The following is a 19,257-nucleotide window of genomic DNA, read 5'->3' as shown; positions in this document are numbered from 1 at the left end:
AAGGAGGCGTAGCAAAATGAAATACCTCATTTTAGTCAGTCATGGAGGATTGGCAGAAGGCCTAAAAACATCACTAGCTATGTTTGCTGGTGATAAGATGAACCAGGTCATTGCAGTTGGACTCAAAGAAGGAAAATCGGTCGATGATTTTGCGGTTGAATTTAGAGAAAGCATTTCAGAATTGACAGCAGATGATTCTGTATTGGTCTTGGCAGATATTGTAGGTGGTAGTCCATTAACCACAGCAGCAACTGTCCTAGAAGAAGTTGGGAAGCTAGAGGGGGCCGTGATTCTTGGTGGAATGAACCTTACCATGGCTTTAACAGCAGTAGTAATGAAGGATGTGTTGGATGGAGATGATTTGTCAGCTACCATCTTATCAGAAGCACAATCTGCACTACAGCCTTTTGAAGTTTCAGCCACCAGTGCTGAAGAAGATGATGACGATATTTAATAGGGAGGTACCTTATGGTAGTAACATTTGTACGGATTGATGACCGCATGATTCACGGTCAAACAGTCACACGCTGGGCAAAGGAAAAACCATGTGATGGTTTGATTGCCGTAAACGATGCAGCAGCATCAAACAAGGTTTTAATCCAGGCATACAAGGGTGCATCAGACAAGAAAACCTTTGTATGGACAAAAGAAGCCTTTAAAGAAAAATCAGCAAAAGTAACGGAATCAGATAGTCGTTACTTCTTGATTACCAAAAACCCAATCGATATGAAGGAAATTTTGGTGGATCAAGGTTTTGTCCCAGGAGATGTTAAAGAAATCATCGTTGGCCCTGCAAATGATCGACCTGGTGCAGTGAAATTGGGTAATAACCAATCTATCACACAGGAAGAAGCAGAAGCCTTTCAGGCTATCCAGGCAACAGGTTACAAGGTTAAATTCCAATTGTTGCCTGATGTTTCGATTGGTTACTGGGACGATTTCAAATCTAAATTTGGTTTTTAAACCTAACAGTTTTATTAGTTAGGTAAATAAATTTACAAACAAAAAGGAGCGTTTGTTATGACAATTTCATGGATTCAAGCAATCTTGCTTGCAGTTTTCGCCAGCTTGTCTTCAATGCCTGGTATGGGTGGTTCCAGTATCGGGAACTATACACTCGGTCGTCCCTTGATTGGTGGGTTGATCTCAGGTTTAATTCTTGGAGATGTGACAACCGGTATTATGGTCGGGGTTGCCCTTCAAGTCGTTTATATCGCCTTGGTAACACCTGGTGGAACCGTATCTGCCGACGTTCGTGCAATCTCTTATATCGGTGTTCCTCTTGCTATCTTGTTTGTGCATGCAAATCACATCACAGACGAAGCTGGAATTGCAGCAGCTGCAGCTCCAATCGGTGCAGCCGTTGGGACAATCGGTACTGTTCTTTTCTACGGTACAGCTACAATGAACTTGCTTTGGCAACATATTGGTTGGAAAGCCGTTGAAGAAGGAAACTTCAAAAAACTCTACGCAGTTGACTGGGTTTATCCTTGGATTTCTCACTTCCTCTTCTCTTTCCTTCCAACTATGATTATCACCAAATATGGTGAAAACATGGTTGATTTGATGAAACTTTACCTTCCTATGGATGGTTTCTGGATGAAAGCCCTCTTTACAGTTGGAGCCCTTCTCCCATGTGTCGGTATTGCTATCTTGTTGAAACAAATTGTTACAAAAGCAACTGACTTCATTCCATTCTTTGTTGGATTTACTTTGGCTAAATCTCTAGGATTGAACTTGGTAGCTAGTGCTGTTGTTTCATTAATCTTTGCAGTAATCTACTATGAACTTGAAGTGATTAAATCTATGAAAGCAGCTCCGGCTGGAGTGGTGTACGTAGACGATGATGAGGAGGATATTTAAGATGGCTGATAGAAAGAAAATTTCAAAGAAAACATTAGCAAAAGCATTTCATCATTGGTATTATGGCCATTTGACTTGTTTCTCTCAAGAACACATGCAAACCTTCGGGTACTTAACTTCAATGCTTCCAATTGTAGAAGAGATGTATGATACAAAAGAAGAACAAAAAGATGCCATGCAAACCTATACCGCCTTTTTCAATACTGAACCGCAACTTGGATCCCTTGTTGTAGGGATTACAGCTGGTTTGGAAGAAGCGCGTGCAAATGGAGATGCAGTAGATGGTGAAACCATCAATGGGATGCGTGCCGGTTTGATGGGACCAATCGCTGGTATTGGTGACTCTTTGATAGTTGGTACCTTGATTCCAGTTCTTTTGGGGATTGCACTTGGTCTTTCAAAAGGTGGTAACGTCGCTGGTGCTATCTTCTACATCGTCGTGTGGAATTTCCTAGTCTACTTTGGTATGCGCTTTGCCTTCTTTAAAGGGTATCAATTAGGGGATAAAGCCGTTGAATTTCTTGTAGGACCAAAAGGACAAGCTCTTCGTAAAGCGATCAGCGTTGTTGGTGGTATGGTTATTGGTGCCGTAGCAGCGACTTGGGTCTCTGTTACAACAGCACTCGAATTCAAAAATGCTAACGGAGAAGCCTTCCTTAAAATTCAAGAAAAGATTGATGGTGTTTATCCAGGTCTCTTGACAGCAACCTTCATCACTATTTGCTGGTGGTTGATGTCTAAGAAAAAAGTTTCACCAAACAAAGTCATGTTAATTCTAGTTGTTGTTGCCTTAATTGGTGTTGCTCTAGGTATCTTTGACCCACATCTTAATTACTAAGGTCAAGAGAACCCAATATTTACTAGTAAAAATTTTGAGAATGAAGTAGACTAATCTCCTTCTCTTACACTTCATTCTCAATTTTTATCAGGAGGATTTTCATGGTTACAAAACAAGAACTTGTTAATGGATATGAAACAGAAATTAAGTATCAACGCCACATGCTTGAAAATTTGGGTCGTTGGTTCAGTTTGCTCTTTATCACTGCTAGTATTGGTGTGGTATTGATTTATCTTTTTCATAAAACCTTCCTCCCACTCTTAATTTTCGGAATTTTACTTGCCTTGATTGGAATATTAGGAATGGTGGTTTTTGGATATGGTATCTACCGCGGGCGGATCAATCTCCAAAAGGTTATCGATGATTTCAATCAAAAGTTGACGATTCTCAATTAATATTAAAGGAACATCTCTTTCATTTTTGAGGTGTTTTTTTCTTGACTATTTCTGACTAAGTGATACAATAGAACTATGGTTTAGCACTCGTATACAAAGAGTGCTAATAATATGATTATCTTATGGAGGAAAGCAGATGTTGAAACCATTAGGAGACCGCGTGGTCTTGAAAATTGAAGAAAAAGAACAAACAGTTGGTGGCTTTGTCCTTGCAGGATCAGCCCAAGAAAAAACAAAAACAGCTAAAGTAGTAGCTATTGGACAAGGTGTTCGCACCTTGAGTGGTGAACTTGTTGCTCCAAGTGTAAAAGTTGGAGATCAAGTTTTAGTTGAAGCTCATGTAGGTATTGATGTCAAAGATGGTGATGAAAAATATATCATCGTGGGTGAAGCTAATATTTTAGCAATCGTTGAAGAATAATAGGAGGAAGTAAGTATGTCAAAAGAAATTAAATTTTCATCTGATGCACGTTCAGCAATGGTCCGTGGGGTTGATATCCTAGCTGATACAGTTAAAGTAACCTTAGGCCCTAAAGGACGTAATGTCGTTCTTGAAAAATCATTTGGTTCACCATTGATTACCAATGACGGGGTGACAATCGCTAAAGAAATTGAACTAGAAGACCATTTTGAAAATATGGGTGCCAAATTGGTATCAGAAGTAGCTTCTAAAACCAACGATATTGCTGGTGACGGGACAACCACTGCAACTGTCTTGACCCAAGCCATCGTTCGTGAAGGAATCAAGAACGTTACAGCAGGAGCAAACCCAATCGGTATCCGTCGTGGGATTGAAGCAGCAGTTGCAACTGCTGTAGAAGCCTTGAAGAACAATGCCATTCCAGTATCAAGCAAGGAAGCAATCGCACAAGTCGCTGCCGTATCCTCTCGCTCTGAAAAAGTGGGTGAATACATCTCTGAAGCCATGGAAAAAGTTGGTAAAGATGGAGTTATCACTATTGAAGAATCACGTGGTATGGAAACAGAGCTTGAAGTTGTAGAAGGAATGCAATTCGATCGTGGTTATCTATCACAGTACATGGTCACTGACAATGAAAAAATGGTTGCAGACCTTGAAAATCCATACATTTTAATCACTGATAAGAAAATCTCAAACATCCAAGAAATTTTGCCACTTCTAGAAAGTATTCTTCAAAGTAGCCGTCCGCTCTTGATTATTGCAGATGACGTTGACGGTGAAGCTCTTCCAACTCTTGTCTTGAACAAGATTCGTGGAACTTTCAACGTAGTTGCTGTTAAGGCTCCTGGTTTCGGTGACCGTCGTAAAGCGATGTTGGAAGATATTGCGATTTTGACAGGTGGAACTGTTATTACCGAAGACCTTGGTCTTGAGTTGAAAGATGCTACCATCGAAGCTTTAGGTCAAGCAGCTAAAGTGTCTGTAGATAAAGATAGCACTGTTATTGTAGAAGGCGCAGGTAATCCTGAAGCAATTGCTAACCGTGTCGCTGTCATCAAGTCTCAAATTGAAACAACAACTTCAGAATTCGACCGTGAAAAACTTCAAGAACGCTTGGCTAAATTGTCAGGTGGAGTAGCTGTTATCAAGGTTGGTGCTGCAACTGAAACTGAGTTGAAAGAAATGAAACTCCGTATCGAAGATGCTCTTAATGCGACTCGTGCAGCTGTTGAAGAAGGTATCGTTGCAGGTGGTGGTACTGCCTTAGTGAATGTCATTCCAGCTGTTGAAGCTTTAGAATTGACAGGTGATGAAGCAACAGGACGTAGCATTGTTCTTCGTGCCTTAGAAGAGCCGGTTCGCCAAATTGCCTACAACGCAGGCTATGAAGGTTCAATCGTTATCGATCGTTTGAAGCATGCAGAGCTTGGAACAGGCTTCAACGCTGCAACAGGTGAATGGGTTAACATGATTGAAGCAGGAATTATCGATCCTGTTAAGGTAAGTCGTTCAGCCCTTCAAAATGCCGCTTCAGTAGCAAGTCTCATCTTGACAACCGAAGCAGTTGTAGCTAACAAACCAGAACCAGTAGCCCCTGCTCCAGCAATGGATCCATCTATGATGGGTGGTTACTAGAGAATATAAAAATAACAGGTGGAAATAAAGGTTTCTACCTGTTTTCTTTCTTGTAAATTAAAAAGAGGAAGCATAGCTTCCTCTTTTTTTGAATTATGGTTTGATGACTTCAACACCACCCATGTATGGACGAAGGACTTCTGGAATAGTGACAGAACCATCTTCATTTTGATAGTTTTCCAGAATTGCAGCAACGGTACGTCCAACAGCAAGTCCAGAACCATTCAAAGTGTGAAGGAGTTTCACTTTACCATCTGCTTCATCACGGTAACGGATTTGGGCACGACGCGCTTGGAAATCTTCTGTATTTGAACAGCTTGAGATTTCACGATAAGTATTTTGCGCAGGGATCCATACTTCCAAGTCGTAAGTTTTTGCTGCTGAGAATCCCATATCTCCTGTAGAAAGAGCTACCACACGGTATGGGAGATTGAGTTTTTGAAGGATGTTTTCAGCGTTGGCTGTCATTTTTTCCAATTCTTCGTATGATTCTTCTGGTTTGGTAAATTTCACCATTTCAACCTTGTGGAATTGGTGCAAACGAATCAAACCGCGAGTATCGCGACCAGCTGAACCAGCTTCAGAACGGAAAGATGGACTCATAGCGGTAAAGTAGATTGGCAAGTCTTTTCCATCAAGAATTTCATCACGATAGTAGTTCGTCAAAGGAACTTCAGCTGTAGGAATGAGGACATAGTTCGTATCTTTCAATTCAAACGTATCTTCTTTGAATTTTGGATATTGACCAGTACCAAACATAGAATCATGGTTCACCATGTATGGAGTGATGACTTCTGTATAGCCTTCTTTACCATGCTCATCCAACATAAAGTTGTAGATAGCACGTTCCAAACGAGCTCCAAGGCCTTTATAGAAGAGGAAGCGGGCACCGGTAACTTTTCCACCACGTTCCCAGTCAAGAATGCCGAGGTCTTCACCAAGATCCCAGTGAGCTTTTGGTTCGAAGTCAAACTCGCGAGGAGTTCCCCAACGTCGAACTTCTACATTATCGTCTTCGTCAGCACCGATAGGAACACTATCAGCAGGGATGTTGGGAAGAGTTGTGGTAAATTCTGTCAATTTCGCATCGATTTCAGCCAATTCAGCATCAAGAGCTTTTACCTCAGCAGAGAGAGCTTGCATGGCAGCAATTTTATCGTCTGCATTCTCTTTGTTGCGTTTAGCTTGAGCAATCTCAGCAGAAACTGTATTACGTTCTGCTTTAAGTGTTTCAACCTTGACCAAGATATCACGACGTTTTGCATCGATTTCTTTCATCTCGTTCAAGATAGCAGCGTCTACACCACGTGTAGCCAATTTTTCTGCGACAGCATCAAAGTCTGTACGAATTCGTTTAATATCTAGCATATAAACTCCTTTATGAAAAAAGCACGCCTGACAAAGCGTTGGAGTGGCAGGGCCACGGTTCCATCCAACTTCACAGGTGTGCACTTGATTATGTATTTAGTTTGCAACAACGGTAGAATTTCAATTAAGTTTTCTATCTGCTCACAGCACCCGCAGACTTTCTGAAAAATAAACGTAACTTACTTATCCGTTTCTATGATTATACTAAAGTTTCTATTTTTTTGCAAATAGATTTTTAATTTTATGCCCAATGATTTGGACTAAAGTTGGAAGCTTGACAACCTTATCATTACCTAGTTTTTCACGAGCAATTTTAAGAATTTTTCCAGAATCTTTTGAGGCAAAGAGGAATTTTCCTTGTTCTGTAAAAACTTCAAAGTGACGACTAACCTTACGGCCCGAAACATTGGCTCCGATTTGATTAACGCTAGACCATGGGATTTGAATATAATCCTCGACATTTCGGTCTGCGTAAAATTCTAGTGCTTGATCTCCAACAAGGAACTTTCCGACCTTTCCTGAAATGGAAAGATAGGAGGTTCCAGTTGTTTGTAGGTCAATGACTTTGTTGAGGGATTGTGCCATGTTTAGTCTTCCTTACTTTCACCGAAAAATGCTTGGTAGAGAGCCTTAAGAGCCGCTTTTTCTTGGTCTTTGTGGACAACGAACATGATAGAAACTTCACTAGAACCTTGTGACATCATTTGAATGTTGATATTATTTTCAGACAAGGCGCGAGTAGCAGTAGCAGTTACCCCGATATGACGCTTCATCTTTTCACCAACGATCATAATGATTGAGAGATCATGTTCAATTTCAGCATGATCGACTTCTGCTTTTTGAACAAGTTGACGAAGGATTTCTTCTTCTTTAATAGGAGTTAATTCTCGTGAACGTAGAATGATAGATAGGTCATCGATACCAGTTGGCATATGTTCCCAACCAATATTCAGGTCTTCTAGAATTTGAAGTACTTTACGACCAAAACCAACTTCGCGGTTCATCAGGTACTTAGACATATTGATGCTGACAAAACCAGAATCGCCAGCAATCCCCACTACTGGGAATTCATCACTGCTGTGTTTCAGAACGATGCGAGTACCTGGATGGTCAGGGTTATTAGTATTTTTGATAACGAGAGGAATTTTACCACGGTAGGCCGGAAGGAGTGCTTCGTCATGCAGTACAGAGAAACCTGCATAGGCCAATTCCCGCATTTCACGGTAAGTCAATTCAGGGATTGAGTGTGGTTTGTGAATGATACCAGGGTGGGCAGCAAAAATTCCGTCAACATCAGTAAAGTTTTCATAAAGGTCAGCTTTAACTCCAGCTGCGATAATTGAACCAGTGATATCAGATCCACCACGTGAGAAGGTACAGATTTGATTCTCTTTAGTCACACCGAAGAATCCGGGAATAACCAGAACTTCCGTTCCATTATTGAGCTCTTCGATTTTATCATAACTTGAAGGAATGATACGAGCATTTCCAGGTTCGCTTGTAACAACAATCCCAGCCTCTCGTGGATGAACATAGCGCGCTTCTAAACCATTTTGGTTAAAGTAAGCCGCAATCAGTTTAGCGTTGTTATTTTCACCTGCAGCAAGGAAGGTATCGTAAAGAAATTCATTGTTTTCAATTGGAAGGGTAGCGAGAGTTCGGATGCTTTTAGAGATTCGTTCTAAAACAGCAGGTTTAAGCCCTAGTTCGCTAACCATTGCAGCGTAACGATCGATAATCCAATTTTGACTAGCACTGATATCATTTCCTGCTACATAATCACGATAATATTTAATCAAAGCATCCGTAACTTTGGTATCTTTAGCATCGCGCTTTCCTGGTGCAGATACAACTACAAAACGACGTTCAGGGTCACTTTTTACAATGTTTAAAACCTTTTTCAATTGGCTTGCAGAGGCGAGTGAACTTCCTCCAAATTTTACAACCTTCATAAAAACTCCTCAGTTAGTATTTTATACGATTATAGCAGAAAGAAGGGCTTTTTTCAATCTGGAATACGAATGGGTTATCTTATAAGAGAGCTGTATCCATAAGGTTAGAAACTTTTCTTTCGAAATCGGCCGATACACTTTTAATCGATTTTTGCTTGTATAAATAAAAAGAAAAAGATATACTTTGAAGATAAAATAATTTAATCAGCTTTTTAAATTAAAGGAGTGGCTATGAATCATATTATCTTTCAAATTCAAGACGATTTAGCAACGATTACTTTAAATCGTCCCGAGGTGGCAAATGGTTTCCATATTCCTATGTGTGAAGAAATTTTAGAAGCACTGGAATTAGCTGAAAAAGACGATTCTGTTTCATATATTCTCATCAATGCTGCAGGAAAAGTATTTTCTGTCGGTGGAGACTTAGTTGAGATGAAACGTGCTGTCGATGAAGATGATATTGCTTCTCTTGCACGAATTGCTGAATTGGTTAATACAATTTCTTATAAGATTAAACAGATTCCTAAGCCAGTTATCATGGAAGTTGACGGAGCAGTTGCTGGTGCTGCAGCAAATATGGCTTTGGCAGTTGATTTCTGTATTGCATCTGACAAAGCTAAATTCATCCAGGCTTTTGTTGGTGTGGGCTTAGCTCCTGATGCTGGTGGATTATTCTTGTTGACTCGTTCATTAGGTGCAACTCGTGCAACGCAATTGGCTATGACAGGCGAAGCCTTTACCGCTGAAAAGGCCTTTGAAGCAGGGGCTTTGTATCGTCTATGTACTAGTGAACAATTAGAAAAAACAAGAGAACAATTGTTGAAGAAGTTGAGACGTGGTTCTTCAAATTCTTATGCAGCAATTAAGAAACTTGTTTGGGAAAGTGAGTTTAAACAGTGGCATGAATACGCTAAACTTGAATTAGAATTGCAAGAATCACTATCCTACACAGAAGATTTTAAAGAAGGTGTTCGGGCACATTCTGAAAGAAGACGTCCAAAATTTGTCGGGAAATAAAAAATACTTGCACTATTCTTTGAAGTTTGATATACTTTTCTTGTCAAATGTTTTGATTATTAAACTTTTTTTGGTAAAGGAGGGAAGAGAAATGGACTACCAACAAGTCAATGACTATTTAACATCAATTTTTAACAACGTCCTAGTAATCGAGGAAGTAAGTTTGCGAGGTAGTCGTTTCAAGGATATCTCTATCAAAGAAATGCACACGATTGATGTTATCGGCAAGTATCCAGAAGTGACTCCGAGCCAAGTTTCCAAAGAGTTGATGGTAACTCTAGGGACTGTGACAACGAGTTTAAACAATTTGGAGAGAAAAGGATACATCGAACGTATCCGTTCAGATCAAGATCGTCGTGTAGTACATCTGCATTTGACAAAGAAAGGTCGTCTCGTTCACCGTGTTCATAAACGTTTCCATAAGGCCATGGTCGAAAGAATTATCGAAGGCATGAGTCCTGAAGAGATGGAAGTTATGGGTAAAGGGTTGACTAATCTTTATCACTTTTTGGAGGATTTGAAGTAATGGCTTTTGCAAAAATAAGCCAGGTCGCTCATTATGCTCCAGAGCAGATTATCACTAACGAAGACTTGGCTCAGGTCATGGATACGAGTGATGAATGGATCTCAAGTCGGACAGGGATTAAAGAACGTCATATTTCTAAAACAGAATCAACAGGAGATTTGGCTACAGAGGTTGCAAGACAACTTCTGGACAAGGCAGGGATTTCTGCTGAAGAGTTAGATTTTATTATTCTGGCTACTATGACACCTGACTCGATGATGCCTTCTACAGCAGCTCGTGTTCAGGCAAGAATTGGCGCTCATAAGGCTTTTGCTTATGATTTAACAGCTGCTTGTAGTGGATTTGTCTTTGCCCTATCAACTGCAGAAAAGTTCATTTCTTCAGGAACATATCGCAAGGGTCTGGTTATCGGTAGTGAGACCATGTCAAAATCTTTGGATTGGTCTGACCGCTCAACAGCTGTCTTGTTTGGAGATGGAGCTGGTGGTGTACTACTAGAGGCGAGTGACCAAGAACATTTCTTAGCTGAAAGTCTCAATAGCGATGGTTCTCGTGGTGAGTGTCTCACATATGGACAGACAGGATTGATTTCACCATTTTCGATTCAAGAAGAACCAGATGTTTTCTTGAAAATGGATGGGAGAGCAGTTTTTGACTTTGCAATTCGAGACGTGGCTAAATCTATTAAACAGACCATCGAAAAAAGTCCAATATCAGCAGATGAACTCGATTATCTATTACTTCATCAAGCTAATATTCGAATTTTAGATAAGATGGCTAGAAAGATCGGTGTCGATCGTGACAAACTTCCTGCTAATATGACGAAGTATGGAAATACCAGTGCGGCAAGTATTCCGATTTTACTTTCTGAGTGTGTAGAAGAAGGGCTCATCCATTTGGATGGTAGCCAAAAAATTCTCTTGTCAGGTTTCGGTGGAGGTTTGACATGGGGCACACTTATTGTTACAATTTAGGTAATCATGTGGTGATCACATTGTTATAAAAAAACTATTTATTTTAAAGGAGTCTATCATGGCAGTATTTGAAAAAGTACAAGAAATTATCGTTGAAGAACTTGGAAAAGATGCATCAGAAGTAACACTTGAATCTACTTTTGATGATTTAGATGCAGATTCATTGGACTTGTTCCAAGTTATTTCAGAAATCGAAGACGCTTTTGATATCCAAATCGAAGCAGAAGACAACTTGAAAACAGTTGGCGACTTGGTTGCTTACGTTGAAGAGCAAACAAAATAATTAGAATAAATAAAGAAGGAGTAGGGGAGACCCACTCCCTCTTGTTTAGGTAATAGTTTGACCGTCAAATTATAATACAGTCGAACTATTACGTAAGCAAGACTTATGGAGGCAATATGAAAACACGTATCACTGAACTATTAAATATTAATTATCCTATCTTCCAAGGTGGAATGGCCTGGGTGGCAGATGGCGATTTGGCTGGAGCTGTTTCAAAAGCTGGTGGTCTCGGTATCATTGGTGGAGGAAACGCACCTAAAGAAGTGGTTAAAGCCAACATCGATAAGATTAAATCTTTAACAGACAAGCCTTTTGGTGTCAATATCATGCTCTTGTCTCCATTTGTTGATGATATTGTTGACCTCGTTATTGAAGAAGGGGTTAAGGTAGTCACAACTGGCGCAGGGAACCCAAGTAAATACATGGAGCGATTCCATGAAGCAGGGATTACCGTTATTCCTGTAGTTCCAAGTGTTGCTTTGGCGAAACGCATGGAAAAAATCGGTGCAGACGCTATCATTGCAGAAGGTATGGAAGCAGGAGGACACATCGGTAAACTAACAACTATGACCTTGGTTCGTCAAGTTGCGGCGGCTGTTTCAATTCCTGTTATCGCTGCAGGTGGTATTGCAGACGGTGAGGGAGCTGCCGCTGGATTTATGCTTGGTGCGGAAGCTGTGCAAGTAGGAACTCGTTTTGTAGTTGCCAAAGAATCAAATGCTCATCCGAACTATAAAGCTAAAATTTTAAAAGCTCGTGATATCGATACAACGATTTCAGCACAACATTTTGGTCACGCAGTTCGTGCCATCAAAAATCAATTGACTCGTGATTTCGAGCAAGCTGAAAAAGATGCTTTTAAACAAGAAAATCCAGACTTAGAAATCTTTGAGCAAATGGGTGCTGGAGCCTTAGCTAAGGCTGTTGTCCATGGTGATGTGGATGGCGGTTCAGTAATGGCCGGCCAGATTGCAGGTTTGGTATCGAAAGAAGAAACAGTTGAAGAAATCTTAAAAGATATCTACTATGGTGCAGCTGAGAAAATTCAAAAAGAAGCCGCTCGATGGGCAGGAGTTACAAGAAATGACTAAAACAGCCTTTCTATTTGCAGGTCAAGGAGCCCAGTACCTTGGAATGGGACGTGAACTATATGACCAATATGCTATCGTCAAGGAAACAATCGACCAAGCTAGCCAGGTCTTAGGTTATGATCTTCGTGACTTGATTGATAACGATGAAACGAAGCTAAACCAGACACGTTACACACAACCAGCTATTTTGGCTACATCCGTTTCCATTTATCGACTACTAAAGGAGAAGGGTTACCAACCAGATATGGTGGCAGGTCTGTCTCTTGGAGAATATTCAGCCCTTGTAGCTAGTGGCGCTTTGAATTTTGAGGATGCGGTGGCTCTAGTTGCTAAGCGTGGATCTTATATGGAAGAAGCGGCACCTGCTGGGTCTGGTAAAATGGTAGCCGTACTCAATACTCCAGTTGAAGTTATTGAACAAGCTTGTCAAGAAGCTTCTCAACTTGGTGTTGTGACTCCAGCTAACTACAATACCCCAAGTCAAATTGTTATTGGTGGTGAGGTGGTTGCTGTAGATCGTGCAGTTGAACTTTTGCAGGAAGCGGGAGCAAAACGCTTGATTCCTCTAAATGTTTCTGGACCTTTCCATACAGCTTTATTGGAGCCTGCAAGTCAAAAATTAGCACAAGCCCTGACAGCAGTTGAATTTTCTGATTTTGCTTGTCCTCTTGTTGGAAATACAGAAGCAAAGGTCATGGAAAAAGAACGAATTGCAGAACTCTTGACTCGTCAAGTTAAGGAACCTGTTCGTTTTTATGAGAGCATTGCAGTCATGAAAGAAGCGGGAGTCACTCGTTTTATCGAGATTGGCCCTGGAAAAGTCTTGTCAGGATTCGTCAAAAAGATTGATAAAACTGCTCAACTTGCAAATGTTGAAGATCAAGCAAGTTTACAAGCACTCTTAGAAAATTAGATCAAAATAGTAGAAGTTCTGAAAGGAGAAAAATGAAACTAGAACAGAAAAATGTCTTTATTACAGGCTCAAGTCGAGGAATTGGTCTCGCCATAGCTCATAAATTTGCCAGCTTGGGAGCCAACGTTGTCTTGAATAGTCGTGGTGAAATCTCCGAGGAGCTTCTAGACGAATTTAAACCTTACGGGGTCAAGGTACTTGCTATTTCTGGTGATGTCTCAGACTTCACAGATGCAAAACGCATGGTGGATCAAGCGATTGAAGAACTAGGTTCAGTTGATGTCCTAGTGAATAATGCTGGGATTACTCAAGACACCCTCATGCTGAAGATGACAGAAGAAGATTTTGAGAAGGTCTTGAAAATCAATTTGACAGGTGCCTTCAATATGACACAAGCTGTTTTGAAACAGATGATAAAAGCACGTGAAGGGGCCATTATCAATATGTCTAGTGTCGTTGGTTTGATGGGAAATATCGGTCAAGCAAACTACGCTGCATCTAAGGCTGGTTTGATTGGATTTACCAAATCAGTAGCTCGTGAGGTAGCCAATCGTAATGTGCGTGTCAATGCCATTGCACCAGGAATGATCGAATCAGATATGACTGCAGTCCTATCTGATAAGGTAAAAGATGCCATGTTGGCACAAATTCCGATGAAACAATTTGGCCAAGCTGAGCAAGTGGCAGAGGTCACAGCCTTTCTTGCAAGCCAAGATTATCTAACGGGACAAGTCATTGCAATTGATGGTGGACTTACCATGCAATAAGAGTTAAAATAGAGGTATGAAAATGAAACTAAATCGTGTAGTAGTAACAGGTTATGGATTAACATCTCCAATTGGGAATACGCCAGAAGAATTTTGGAACAGTCTGAAGAATGGAAAGATTGGGATTGGTGAAATCACCAAGTTTGATCACAGTGCTTTTGACGTCCATAATGCAGCAGAAATTAACGATTTTCCTTTTGACAAATATTTTGTAAAAAAAGATACCAATCGTTTCGATGATTATTCTTTGTATGCCTTGTATGCTGCTCAAGAAGCAGTTGACCATGCTAATCTTGACGTAGAAGCACTTGATAAAGACCGCTTTGGTGTCATCGTTGCATCAGGTATCGGTGGAATCAGAGAAATCGAAGACCAAGTCCTTCGACTGCACGAAAAAGGGCCAAAACGTGTTAAACCATTAACACTTCCCAAAGCCTTGCCAAATATGGCTGCAGGGAATGTAGCTATGCGCTTTGGTGCCAATGGTATCTGTAAATCTATCAATACAGCTTGTGCTTCATCAAATGATGCTATCGGAGATGCCTTCCGTTCTATCAAGTTTGGTTTCCAAGATATCATGTTGGTTGGTGGTTCAGAATCATCTATTACTCCATTTGCGATTGCAGGTTTCCAAGCCTTAACAGCTCTTTCAACAACAGAGGATCCAACTCGTGCTTCTATTCCATTTGACAAAGACCGTAATGGATTTGTCATGGGTGAAGGATCAGGTATGTTAGTCCTTGAAAGTTTAGAGCATGCTGAAAAACGTGGTGCAACTATCCTAGCTGAAGTTGTTGGTTACGGGAACACTTGTGATGCCTACCATATGACTTCACCACATCCAGAAGGCCAAGGTGCTATTAAAGCTATCAAACTTGCCTTGGAGGAAGCTGAGATTACACCAGACCAAGTAACCTACGTTAATGCTCACGGTACATCAACTCCTGCTAATGAAAAGGGAGAGAGTGGTGCTATCGTAGCGGTTCTTGGTAAGGAAGTACCTGTATCTTCAACCAAGTCATTTACAGGACACTTGCTCGGTGCAGCAGGTGCAGTTGAAGCCATTGCAACCATTGAAGCCATCCGTAACAACTATGTTCCAATGACAGCTGGAACAACAGAATTATCAGATTACATCGAAGCAAACGTTATTTATGGACAAGGTGTGGAACGTGAAATTCCTTATGCTATCTCAAATACTTTTGGATTTGGTGGGCATAATGCAGTTCTTGCTTTCAAACGTTGGGAGAATAAGTAAAGATGAATTTAAATGAAATCAAAGACTTGATGGCACAATTTGACCAGTCAAGCTTGAAAGAATTTTCTTATAAAAATGGAACGGACGAGTTGGTCTTCAGTAAGAATGAAGCAAAACTTGTTACAGAAACAAGTCCAGCACCTCAACCAGTGGTTCCAGCAGTTGCACCTACAGTTGCACCACAAGCTCAAACTACAGCACCAGCTGTAGAAACTGCTCCAGAATCAAATACTACTGAATCTGTAGCTGAAGGAGACCTTGTAGAAAGTCCGCTTGTTGGAGTTGCATACTTGGCTGCCGGACCAGACAAACCTAATTTTGTTTCGGTCGGTGATACTGTCAAAAAAGGCCAAACCTTGGTCATCATCGAAGCTATGAAGGTCATGAACGAAATTCCAGCACCTAAAGACGGTGTCGTAACAGAAATTCTTGTTGAAAATGAAGAAATGGTTGAGTTCGGGAAAGGCTTGGTACGTATCAAATGATTGATATTCAAGGAATTAAAGAAGCTTTGCCACACCGTTATCCCATGCTCTTGGTGGATCGTGTCTTGGAAGTTAGCGAAGACACCATTGTTGCCATTAAAAATGTGACGATTAACGAACCTTTCTTCAACGGACACTTTCCAGCCTACCCTGTAATGCCAGGTGTCTTAATCATGGAAGCTTTGGCACAAACAGCAGGTGTTTTGGAATTATCAAAACCTGAAAACAAAGGGAAGCTTGTTTTCTATGCTGGTATGGACAAAGTGAAATTTAAGAAACAAGTTGTTCCTGGTGATCAGCTTGTCATGACAGCAACTTTTGTCAAGCGTCGTGGCACAATCGCCGTAGTAGAAGCGAAGGCAGAAGTAGATGGTAAGCTTGCAGCAAGCGGTATTCTAACCTTTGCTATTGGAAACTAGGGAGGTTTTCCATGTTTCGTAAGATTTTAATTGCCAATCGTGGTGAAATTGCTGTTCGTATTATTCGTGCGGCACGAGAGTTAGGAATCGCAACAGTCGCTGTCTATTCGACTGCTGACAAGGAAGCTCTCCACACGCTTTTGGCTGATGAAGCTATCTGTATCGGACCTGGGAAGGCTACAGAATCTTATCTGAACATCAATGCCATCCTTTCAGCTGCGGTCTTGACTGAAGCTGAAGCTATTCACCCTGGATTTGGTTTCTTAAGTGAAAATTCCAAATTTGCAACTATGTGTGAAGAAGTCGGTATCAAATTTATCGGACCATCAGCTCGAGTAATGGATGTCATGGGAGATAAAATTAACGCCCGTGCTCAAATGATTAAGGCAAACGTGCCTGTCATTCCAGGATCAGATGGAGAAGTCCATACTGCAGAAGAGGCTCTGGCTATTGCCGAAAAAATTGGTTATCCAGTTATGCTGAAAGCTTCAGCTGGAGGTGGTGGTAAAGGGATTCGTAAGGTTGAAAAGGCAGAGGATCTTGTGTCAGCCTTTGAAACAGCCTCTAGTGAAGCTAAAGCCAACTTTGGTAATGGGGCGATGTACCTTGAGCGTGTGATTTACCCTGCTCGCCACATTGAAGTACAGATTCTTGCTGACCAGATGGGACATGTTATTCACCTAGGAGAGCGTGACTGTTCGCTTCAGCGGAATAACCAAAAGGTTTTAGAAGAAAGTCCTTCGATTGCCATTGGGAAAACACTGCGTAATGAAATTGGTGCTGCAGCAGTCCGTGCAGCGGAGTCGGTTGGTTATGAGAATGCTGGTACCATTGAATTCCTACTAGATGAAGCAACTGGCAAATTCTACTTTATGGAGATGAATACGCGTGTCCAAGTAGAACACCCGGTAACCGAATTTGTTTCTGGTGTGGATATTGTCAAGGAACAAATCCGTATTGCAGCAGGTCAACCTTTGACCTTGAAACAAGAAGACATTGTTCTAAAAGGACATGCTATTGAGTGCCGTATCAACGCAGAAAACCCAGCCTTTAATTTTGCACCAAGTCCAGGTAAGATTACCAATCTTTATCTACCAAGTGGTGGTGTGGGCTTGCGAGTGGACTCAGCAGTTTATCCTGGTTATACCATTCCGCCATACTATGATAGTATGATTGCTAAAATTATTGTTCATGGTGAAAATCGTTTTGATGCACTTATGAAAATGCAACGAGCTCTTTATGAACTCGAAATTGAAGGAGTTGTCACTAATGCTGATTTCCAACTCGATTTGATTTCAGATCGTCGCGTGATAGCAGGAGACTACGATACTTCATTCTTGATGGAAACTTTCTTACCACACTATCAAGAAAAAGAATAATGTAAAAATAGTATAAGACTGAAAAGGGGGATGTATGGCTCTATTTAGTAAAAAAGATAAATATATTCGAATCAATCCCAATCGTTCGACTGTAAATCAACCTCAGATCAAGCCAGAGGTTCCAGATGAGCTCTTCTCCCAATGTCCAGGTTGCAAATATACGATTTACCAAAAGGACTTGGGGAGTGAACGTATTTGTCCTCACTGTGGCTATACCTTCCGTATTTCAGCTCAAGAGCGCCTTGCTTTAACCATTGATATGGGAAGCTTCCTAGAGATGTTCACAGGAATTGAGACGCAAGATCCATTGGAATTTCCAGGTTACCAGAAAAAATTAGCCTCTATGCGTGAAAAAACAGGTCTTGATGAGGCTGTTGTCACAGGAACTGCTTTGATTAAGGGTGAGAAAGTTGCTCTCGGAATCATGGATTCTAATTTTATCATGGCATCTATGGGAACAGTAGTTGGTGAAAAAATCACTCGTTTGTTTGAATACGCGACAGCTGAAAAATTACCAGTCGTCTTGTTTACAGCATCTGGTGGAGCACGTATGCAAGAAGGAATCATGAGTTTGATGCAGATGGCTAAAATCTCTGCAGCAGTCAAACGTCATTCCAATGCAGGTTTATTTTACCTAACAATCCTTACTGATCCAACAACTGGTGGTGTTACAGCTTCCTTTGCTATGGAGGGTGATATCATCTTGGCAGAGCCTCAAAGTTTAGTAGGATTTGCTGGACGCCGTGTCATTGAAAATACCGTAAGGGAAGATTTGCCAGAGGATTTCCAGAAGGCAGAGTTTTTGTTAGAACATGGCTTTGTGGATGCGATTGTTAAACGGAGAGAATTGCCAGATATGATTGCTCGATTAGTAAGGTTACATAAGGGGGATTGTTTATGAATATTGCAAAAATCGTCAGAGAAGCACGTGAACAAACCCGCTTAACTGCCTTGGACTTCGCAACCGGAATATTTGATGACTTTGTAGAGCTCCATGGTGATCGCTCTTTCCGAGATGATGGTGCTGTTATTGGTGGTATCGGTTGGTTGGGAGACCAAGCAGTAACTGTTGTTGGAATTCAAAAAGGTAAAAGCTTACAAGATAATCTTAACCGTAACTTTGGGCAACCTCATCCTGAAGGTTATCGAAAAGCCCTTCGCTTGATGAAGCAGGCTGAAAAATTTGGTCGTCCTGTTGTAACCTTTATCAACACAGCTGGTGCCTATCCTGGTGTCGGAGCAGAGGAGCGTGGCCAAGGTGAAGCTATTGCTCGTAACCTTATGGAGATGAGCGACCTCAAGGTACCGATTATCGCTATTATTATCGGTGAAGGTGGTTCAGGAGGAGCTTTAGCTCTTGCAGTAGCTGACCGTGTTTGGATGTTAGAAAACTCGATCTATGCAGTTCTCAGTCCTGAGGGCTTTGCGTCTATTCTTTGGAAGGATGGCAGTCGTGCCATGGAGGCTGCAGAGTTGATGAAAATTACTTCATTCGAATTGCTAGATATGAAAATTGTTGATAAGGTTATCTCTGAGGTAGGTCTATCAAGTAAAGATCTAATCAAGCAAGTCAAAGAACAGCTCCGAGCAGAACTTGATGAACTTGGTAAACTGCCACTAGAGCAGCTCATTGAGGAACGTTACCAACGCTTTAGAAAATACTAAAAAGAAAG

Annotated in this window: 23 protein-coding genes; 20 read left to right on the top strand and 3 right to left on the bottom strand. The window is 41.0% G+C overall.

What is annotated here, in order from left to right; translation table 11 throughout:
* Window positions 1-16 precede the first annotated feature (16 nt).
* The 7 genes from QM857_RS02900 to groL all read left to right on the top strand — a co-directional run bounded on the left by QM857_RS02900 (window position 17) and on the right by groL (window position 5,152).
* The gene (locus QM857_RS02900) at window positions 17-454 is read left to right on the top strand and encodes a PTS sugar transporter subunit IIA (protein ID WP_301559773.1); all 438 of its coding nucleotides are present in this window, start codon (window positions 17-19) and stop codon (window positions 452-454) included.
* A gap of 14 nt (window positions 455-468) precedes the next feature.
* Complete coding sequence (locus QM857_RS02895; protein ID WP_195183841.1) at window positions 469-963, top strand: PTS system mannose/fructose/N-acetylgalactosamine-transporter subunit IIB; 495 nt, start codon at window positions 469-471, stop codon at window positions 961-963.
* Between the two features lie 57 nt (window positions 964-1,020).
* Window positions 1,021-1,863, top strand: a complete 843-nt coding sequence (locus tag QM857_RS02890) for a PTS mannose/fructose/sorbose/N-acetylgalactosamine transporter subunit IIC (RefSeq protein WP_006151610.1) — start codon at window positions 1,021-1,023, stop codon at window positions 1,861-1,863.
* The gene (locus QM857_RS02885) at window positions 1,847-2,701 is read left to right on the top strand and encodes a PTS system mannose/fructose/sorbose family transporter subunit IID (RefSeq protein ID WP_029689583.1); all 855 of its coding nucleotides are present in this window, start codon (window positions 1,847-1,849) and stop codon (window positions 2,699-2,701) included. Before QM857_RS02890 ends, QM857_RS02885 begins: the two co-directional genes overlap by 17 nt.
* A gap of 101 nt (window positions 2,702-2,802) precedes the next feature.
* A complete protein-coding gene (locus QM857_RS02880; RefSeq protein WP_000256768.1) occupies window positions 2,803-3,096 on the top strand; it encodes a hypothetical protein in 294 nt (97 codons plus the stop codon).
* A 136-nt stretch (window positions 3,097-3,232) separates the two neighbouring features.
* Window positions 3,233-3,517, top strand: a complete 285-nt coding sequence (groES, locus tag QM857_RS02875) for a co-chaperone GroES (RefSeq protein WP_049494252.1) — start codon at window positions 3,233-3,235, stop codon at window positions 3,515-3,517.
* Between the two features lie 15 nt (window positions 3,518-3,532).
* The gene (groL, locus tag QM857_RS02870; RefSeq protein WP_049494251.1) at window positions 3,533-5,152 is read left to right on the top strand and encodes a chaperonin GroEL; all 1,620 of its coding nucleotides are present in this window, start codon (window positions 3,533-3,535) and stop codon (window positions 5,150-5,152) included.
* Window positions 5,153-5,245: 93 nt separating this feature from the next.
* Here groL and serS read toward each other — a convergent pair whose 3' ends face one another.
* The 3 genes from serS to QM857_RS02855 all read right to left on the bottom strand — a co-directional run bounded on the left by serS (window position 5,246) and on the right by QM857_RS02855 (window position 8,472).
* On the bottom strand, window positions 5,246-6,520 hold the full coding sequence (gene serS / locus QM857_RS02865; protein ID WP_414275008.1) for a serine--tRNA ligase: 1,275 nt from the start codon (window positions 6,518-6,520) through the stop codon (window positions 5,246-5,248).
* Window positions 6,521-6,733: 213 nt separating this feature from the next.
* Entirely contained in the window at window positions 6,734-7,105 is a 372-nt protein-coding gene (locus QM857_RS02860) for a DUF956 family protein (protein ID WP_414275007.1), read from the bottom strand.
* A gap of 2 nt (window positions 7,106-7,107) precedes the next feature.
* Entirely contained in the window at window positions 7,108-8,472 is a 1,365-nt protein-coding gene (locus tag QM857_RS02855) for an aspartate kinase (RefSeq protein WP_006151997.1), read from the bottom strand.
* 231 nt (window positions 8,473-8,703) lie between these two features.
* Here QM857_RS02855 and QM857_RS02850 point away from each other — a divergent pair, with 231 nt between their 5' ends.
* The 13 genes from QM857_RS02850 (at window position 8,704) to QM857_RS02790 (ending at window position 19,249) form a co-directional block, all read left to right on the top strand.
* A complete protein-coding gene (locus tag QM857_RS02850) occupies window positions 8,704-9,489 on the top strand; it encodes an enoyl-CoA hydratase (protein ID WP_414275006.1) in 786 nt (261 codons plus the stop codon).
* A 91-nt stretch (window positions 9,490-9,580) separates the two neighbouring features.
* Window positions 9,581-10,015, top strand: coding sequence for a MarR family winged helix-turn-helix transcriptional regulator (locus QM857_RS02845; protein ID WP_414259542.1), 435 nt, complete (start codon window positions 9,581-9,583; stop codon window positions 10,013-10,015).
* The gene (locus QM857_RS02840) at window positions 10,015-10,989 is read left to right on the top strand and encodes a beta-ketoacyl-ACP synthase III (RefSeq protein WP_414275005.1); all 975 of its coding nucleotides are present in this window, start codon (window positions 10,015-10,017) and stop codon (window positions 10,987-10,989) included. Before QM857_RS02845 ends, QM857_RS02840 begins: the two co-directional genes overlap by 1 nt.
* A gap of 58 nt (window positions 10,990-11,047) precedes the next feature.
* Entirely contained in the window at window positions 11,048-11,272 is a 225-nt protein-coding gene (locus QM857_RS02835) for an acyl carrier protein (RefSeq protein WP_000257840.1), read from the top strand.
* A 116-nt stretch (window positions 11,273-11,388) separates the two neighbouring features.
* Entirely contained in the window at window positions 11,389-12,363 is a 975-nt protein-coding gene (gene fabK, locus QM857_RS02830; RefSeq protein ID WP_414275004.1) for an enoyl-[acyl-carrier-protein] reductase FabK, read from the top strand.
* Window positions 12,356-13,276 (top strand): ACP S-malonyltransferase, encoded by a 921-nt coding sequence (fabD, locus tag QM857_RS02825; protein WP_414275003.1) that lies wholly within the window; start codon window positions 12,356-12,358, stop codon window positions 13,274-13,276. Before fabK ends, fabD begins: the two co-directional genes overlap by 8 nt.
* 32 nt (window positions 13,277-13,308) lie before the next feature.
* Entirely contained in the window at window positions 13,309-14,043 is a 735-nt protein-coding gene (fabG, locus tag QM857_RS02820; RefSeq protein ID WP_414275002.1) for a 3-oxoacyl-[acyl-carrier-protein] reductase, read from the top strand.
* 22 nt (window positions 14,044-14,065) lie between these two features.
* Window positions 14,066-15,301: a beta-ketoacyl-ACP synthase II gene (fabF, locus tag QM857_RS02815; RefSeq protein WP_414275001.1), complete on the top strand. Its 1,236-nt coding sequence runs from the start codon at window positions 14,066-14,068 to the stop codon at window positions 15,299-15,301.
* Window positions 15,302-15,303: 2 nt separating this feature from the next.
* Entirely contained in the window at window positions 15,304-15,786 is a 483-nt protein-coding gene (accB, locus tag QM857_RS02810; RefSeq protein ID WP_414275000.1) for an acetyl-CoA carboxylase biotin carboxyl carrier protein, read from the top strand.
* Entirely contained in the window at window positions 15,783-16,205 is a 423-nt protein-coding gene (gene fabZ / locus QM857_RS02805) for a 3-hydroxyacyl-ACP dehydratase FabZ (RefSeq protein ID WP_414274999.1), read from the top strand. The genes accB and fabZ overlap by 4 nt, the downstream gene beginning before the upstream one ends.
* Before the next feature lie 11 nt (window positions 16,206-16,216).
* Window positions 16,217-17,584: an acetyl-CoA carboxylase biotin carboxylase subunit gene (gene accC / locus QM857_RS02800; protein ID WP_049508931.1), complete on the top strand. Its 1,368-nt coding sequence runs from the start codon at window positions 16,217-16,219 to the stop codon at window positions 17,582-17,584.
* 34 nt (window positions 17,585-17,618) lie between these two features.
* Complete coding sequence (gene accD, locus QM857_RS02795) at window positions 17,619-18,485, top strand: acetyl-CoA carboxylase, carboxyltransferase subunit beta (RefSeq protein WP_049527076.1); 867 nt, start codon at window positions 17,619-17,621, stop codon at window positions 18,483-18,485.
* Window positions 18,482-19,249: an acetyl-CoA carboxylase carboxyl transferase subunit alpha gene (locus tag QM857_RS02790; RefSeq protein WP_004251895.1), complete on the top strand. Its 768-nt coding sequence runs from the start codon at window positions 18,482-18,484 to the stop codon at window positions 19,247-19,249. Before accD ends, QM857_RS02790 begins: the two co-directional genes overlap by 4 nt.
* Window positions 19,250-19,257 lie beyond the last annotated feature (8 nt).

Source organism: Streptococcus infantis, from assembly GCF_047463315.1.
GTDB lineage: Bacteria > Bacillota > Bacilli > Lactobacillales > Streptococcaceae > Streptococcus > Streptococcus infantis_AB.
This window is presented reverse-complemented; position numbering and strand designations above follow the sequence as displayed.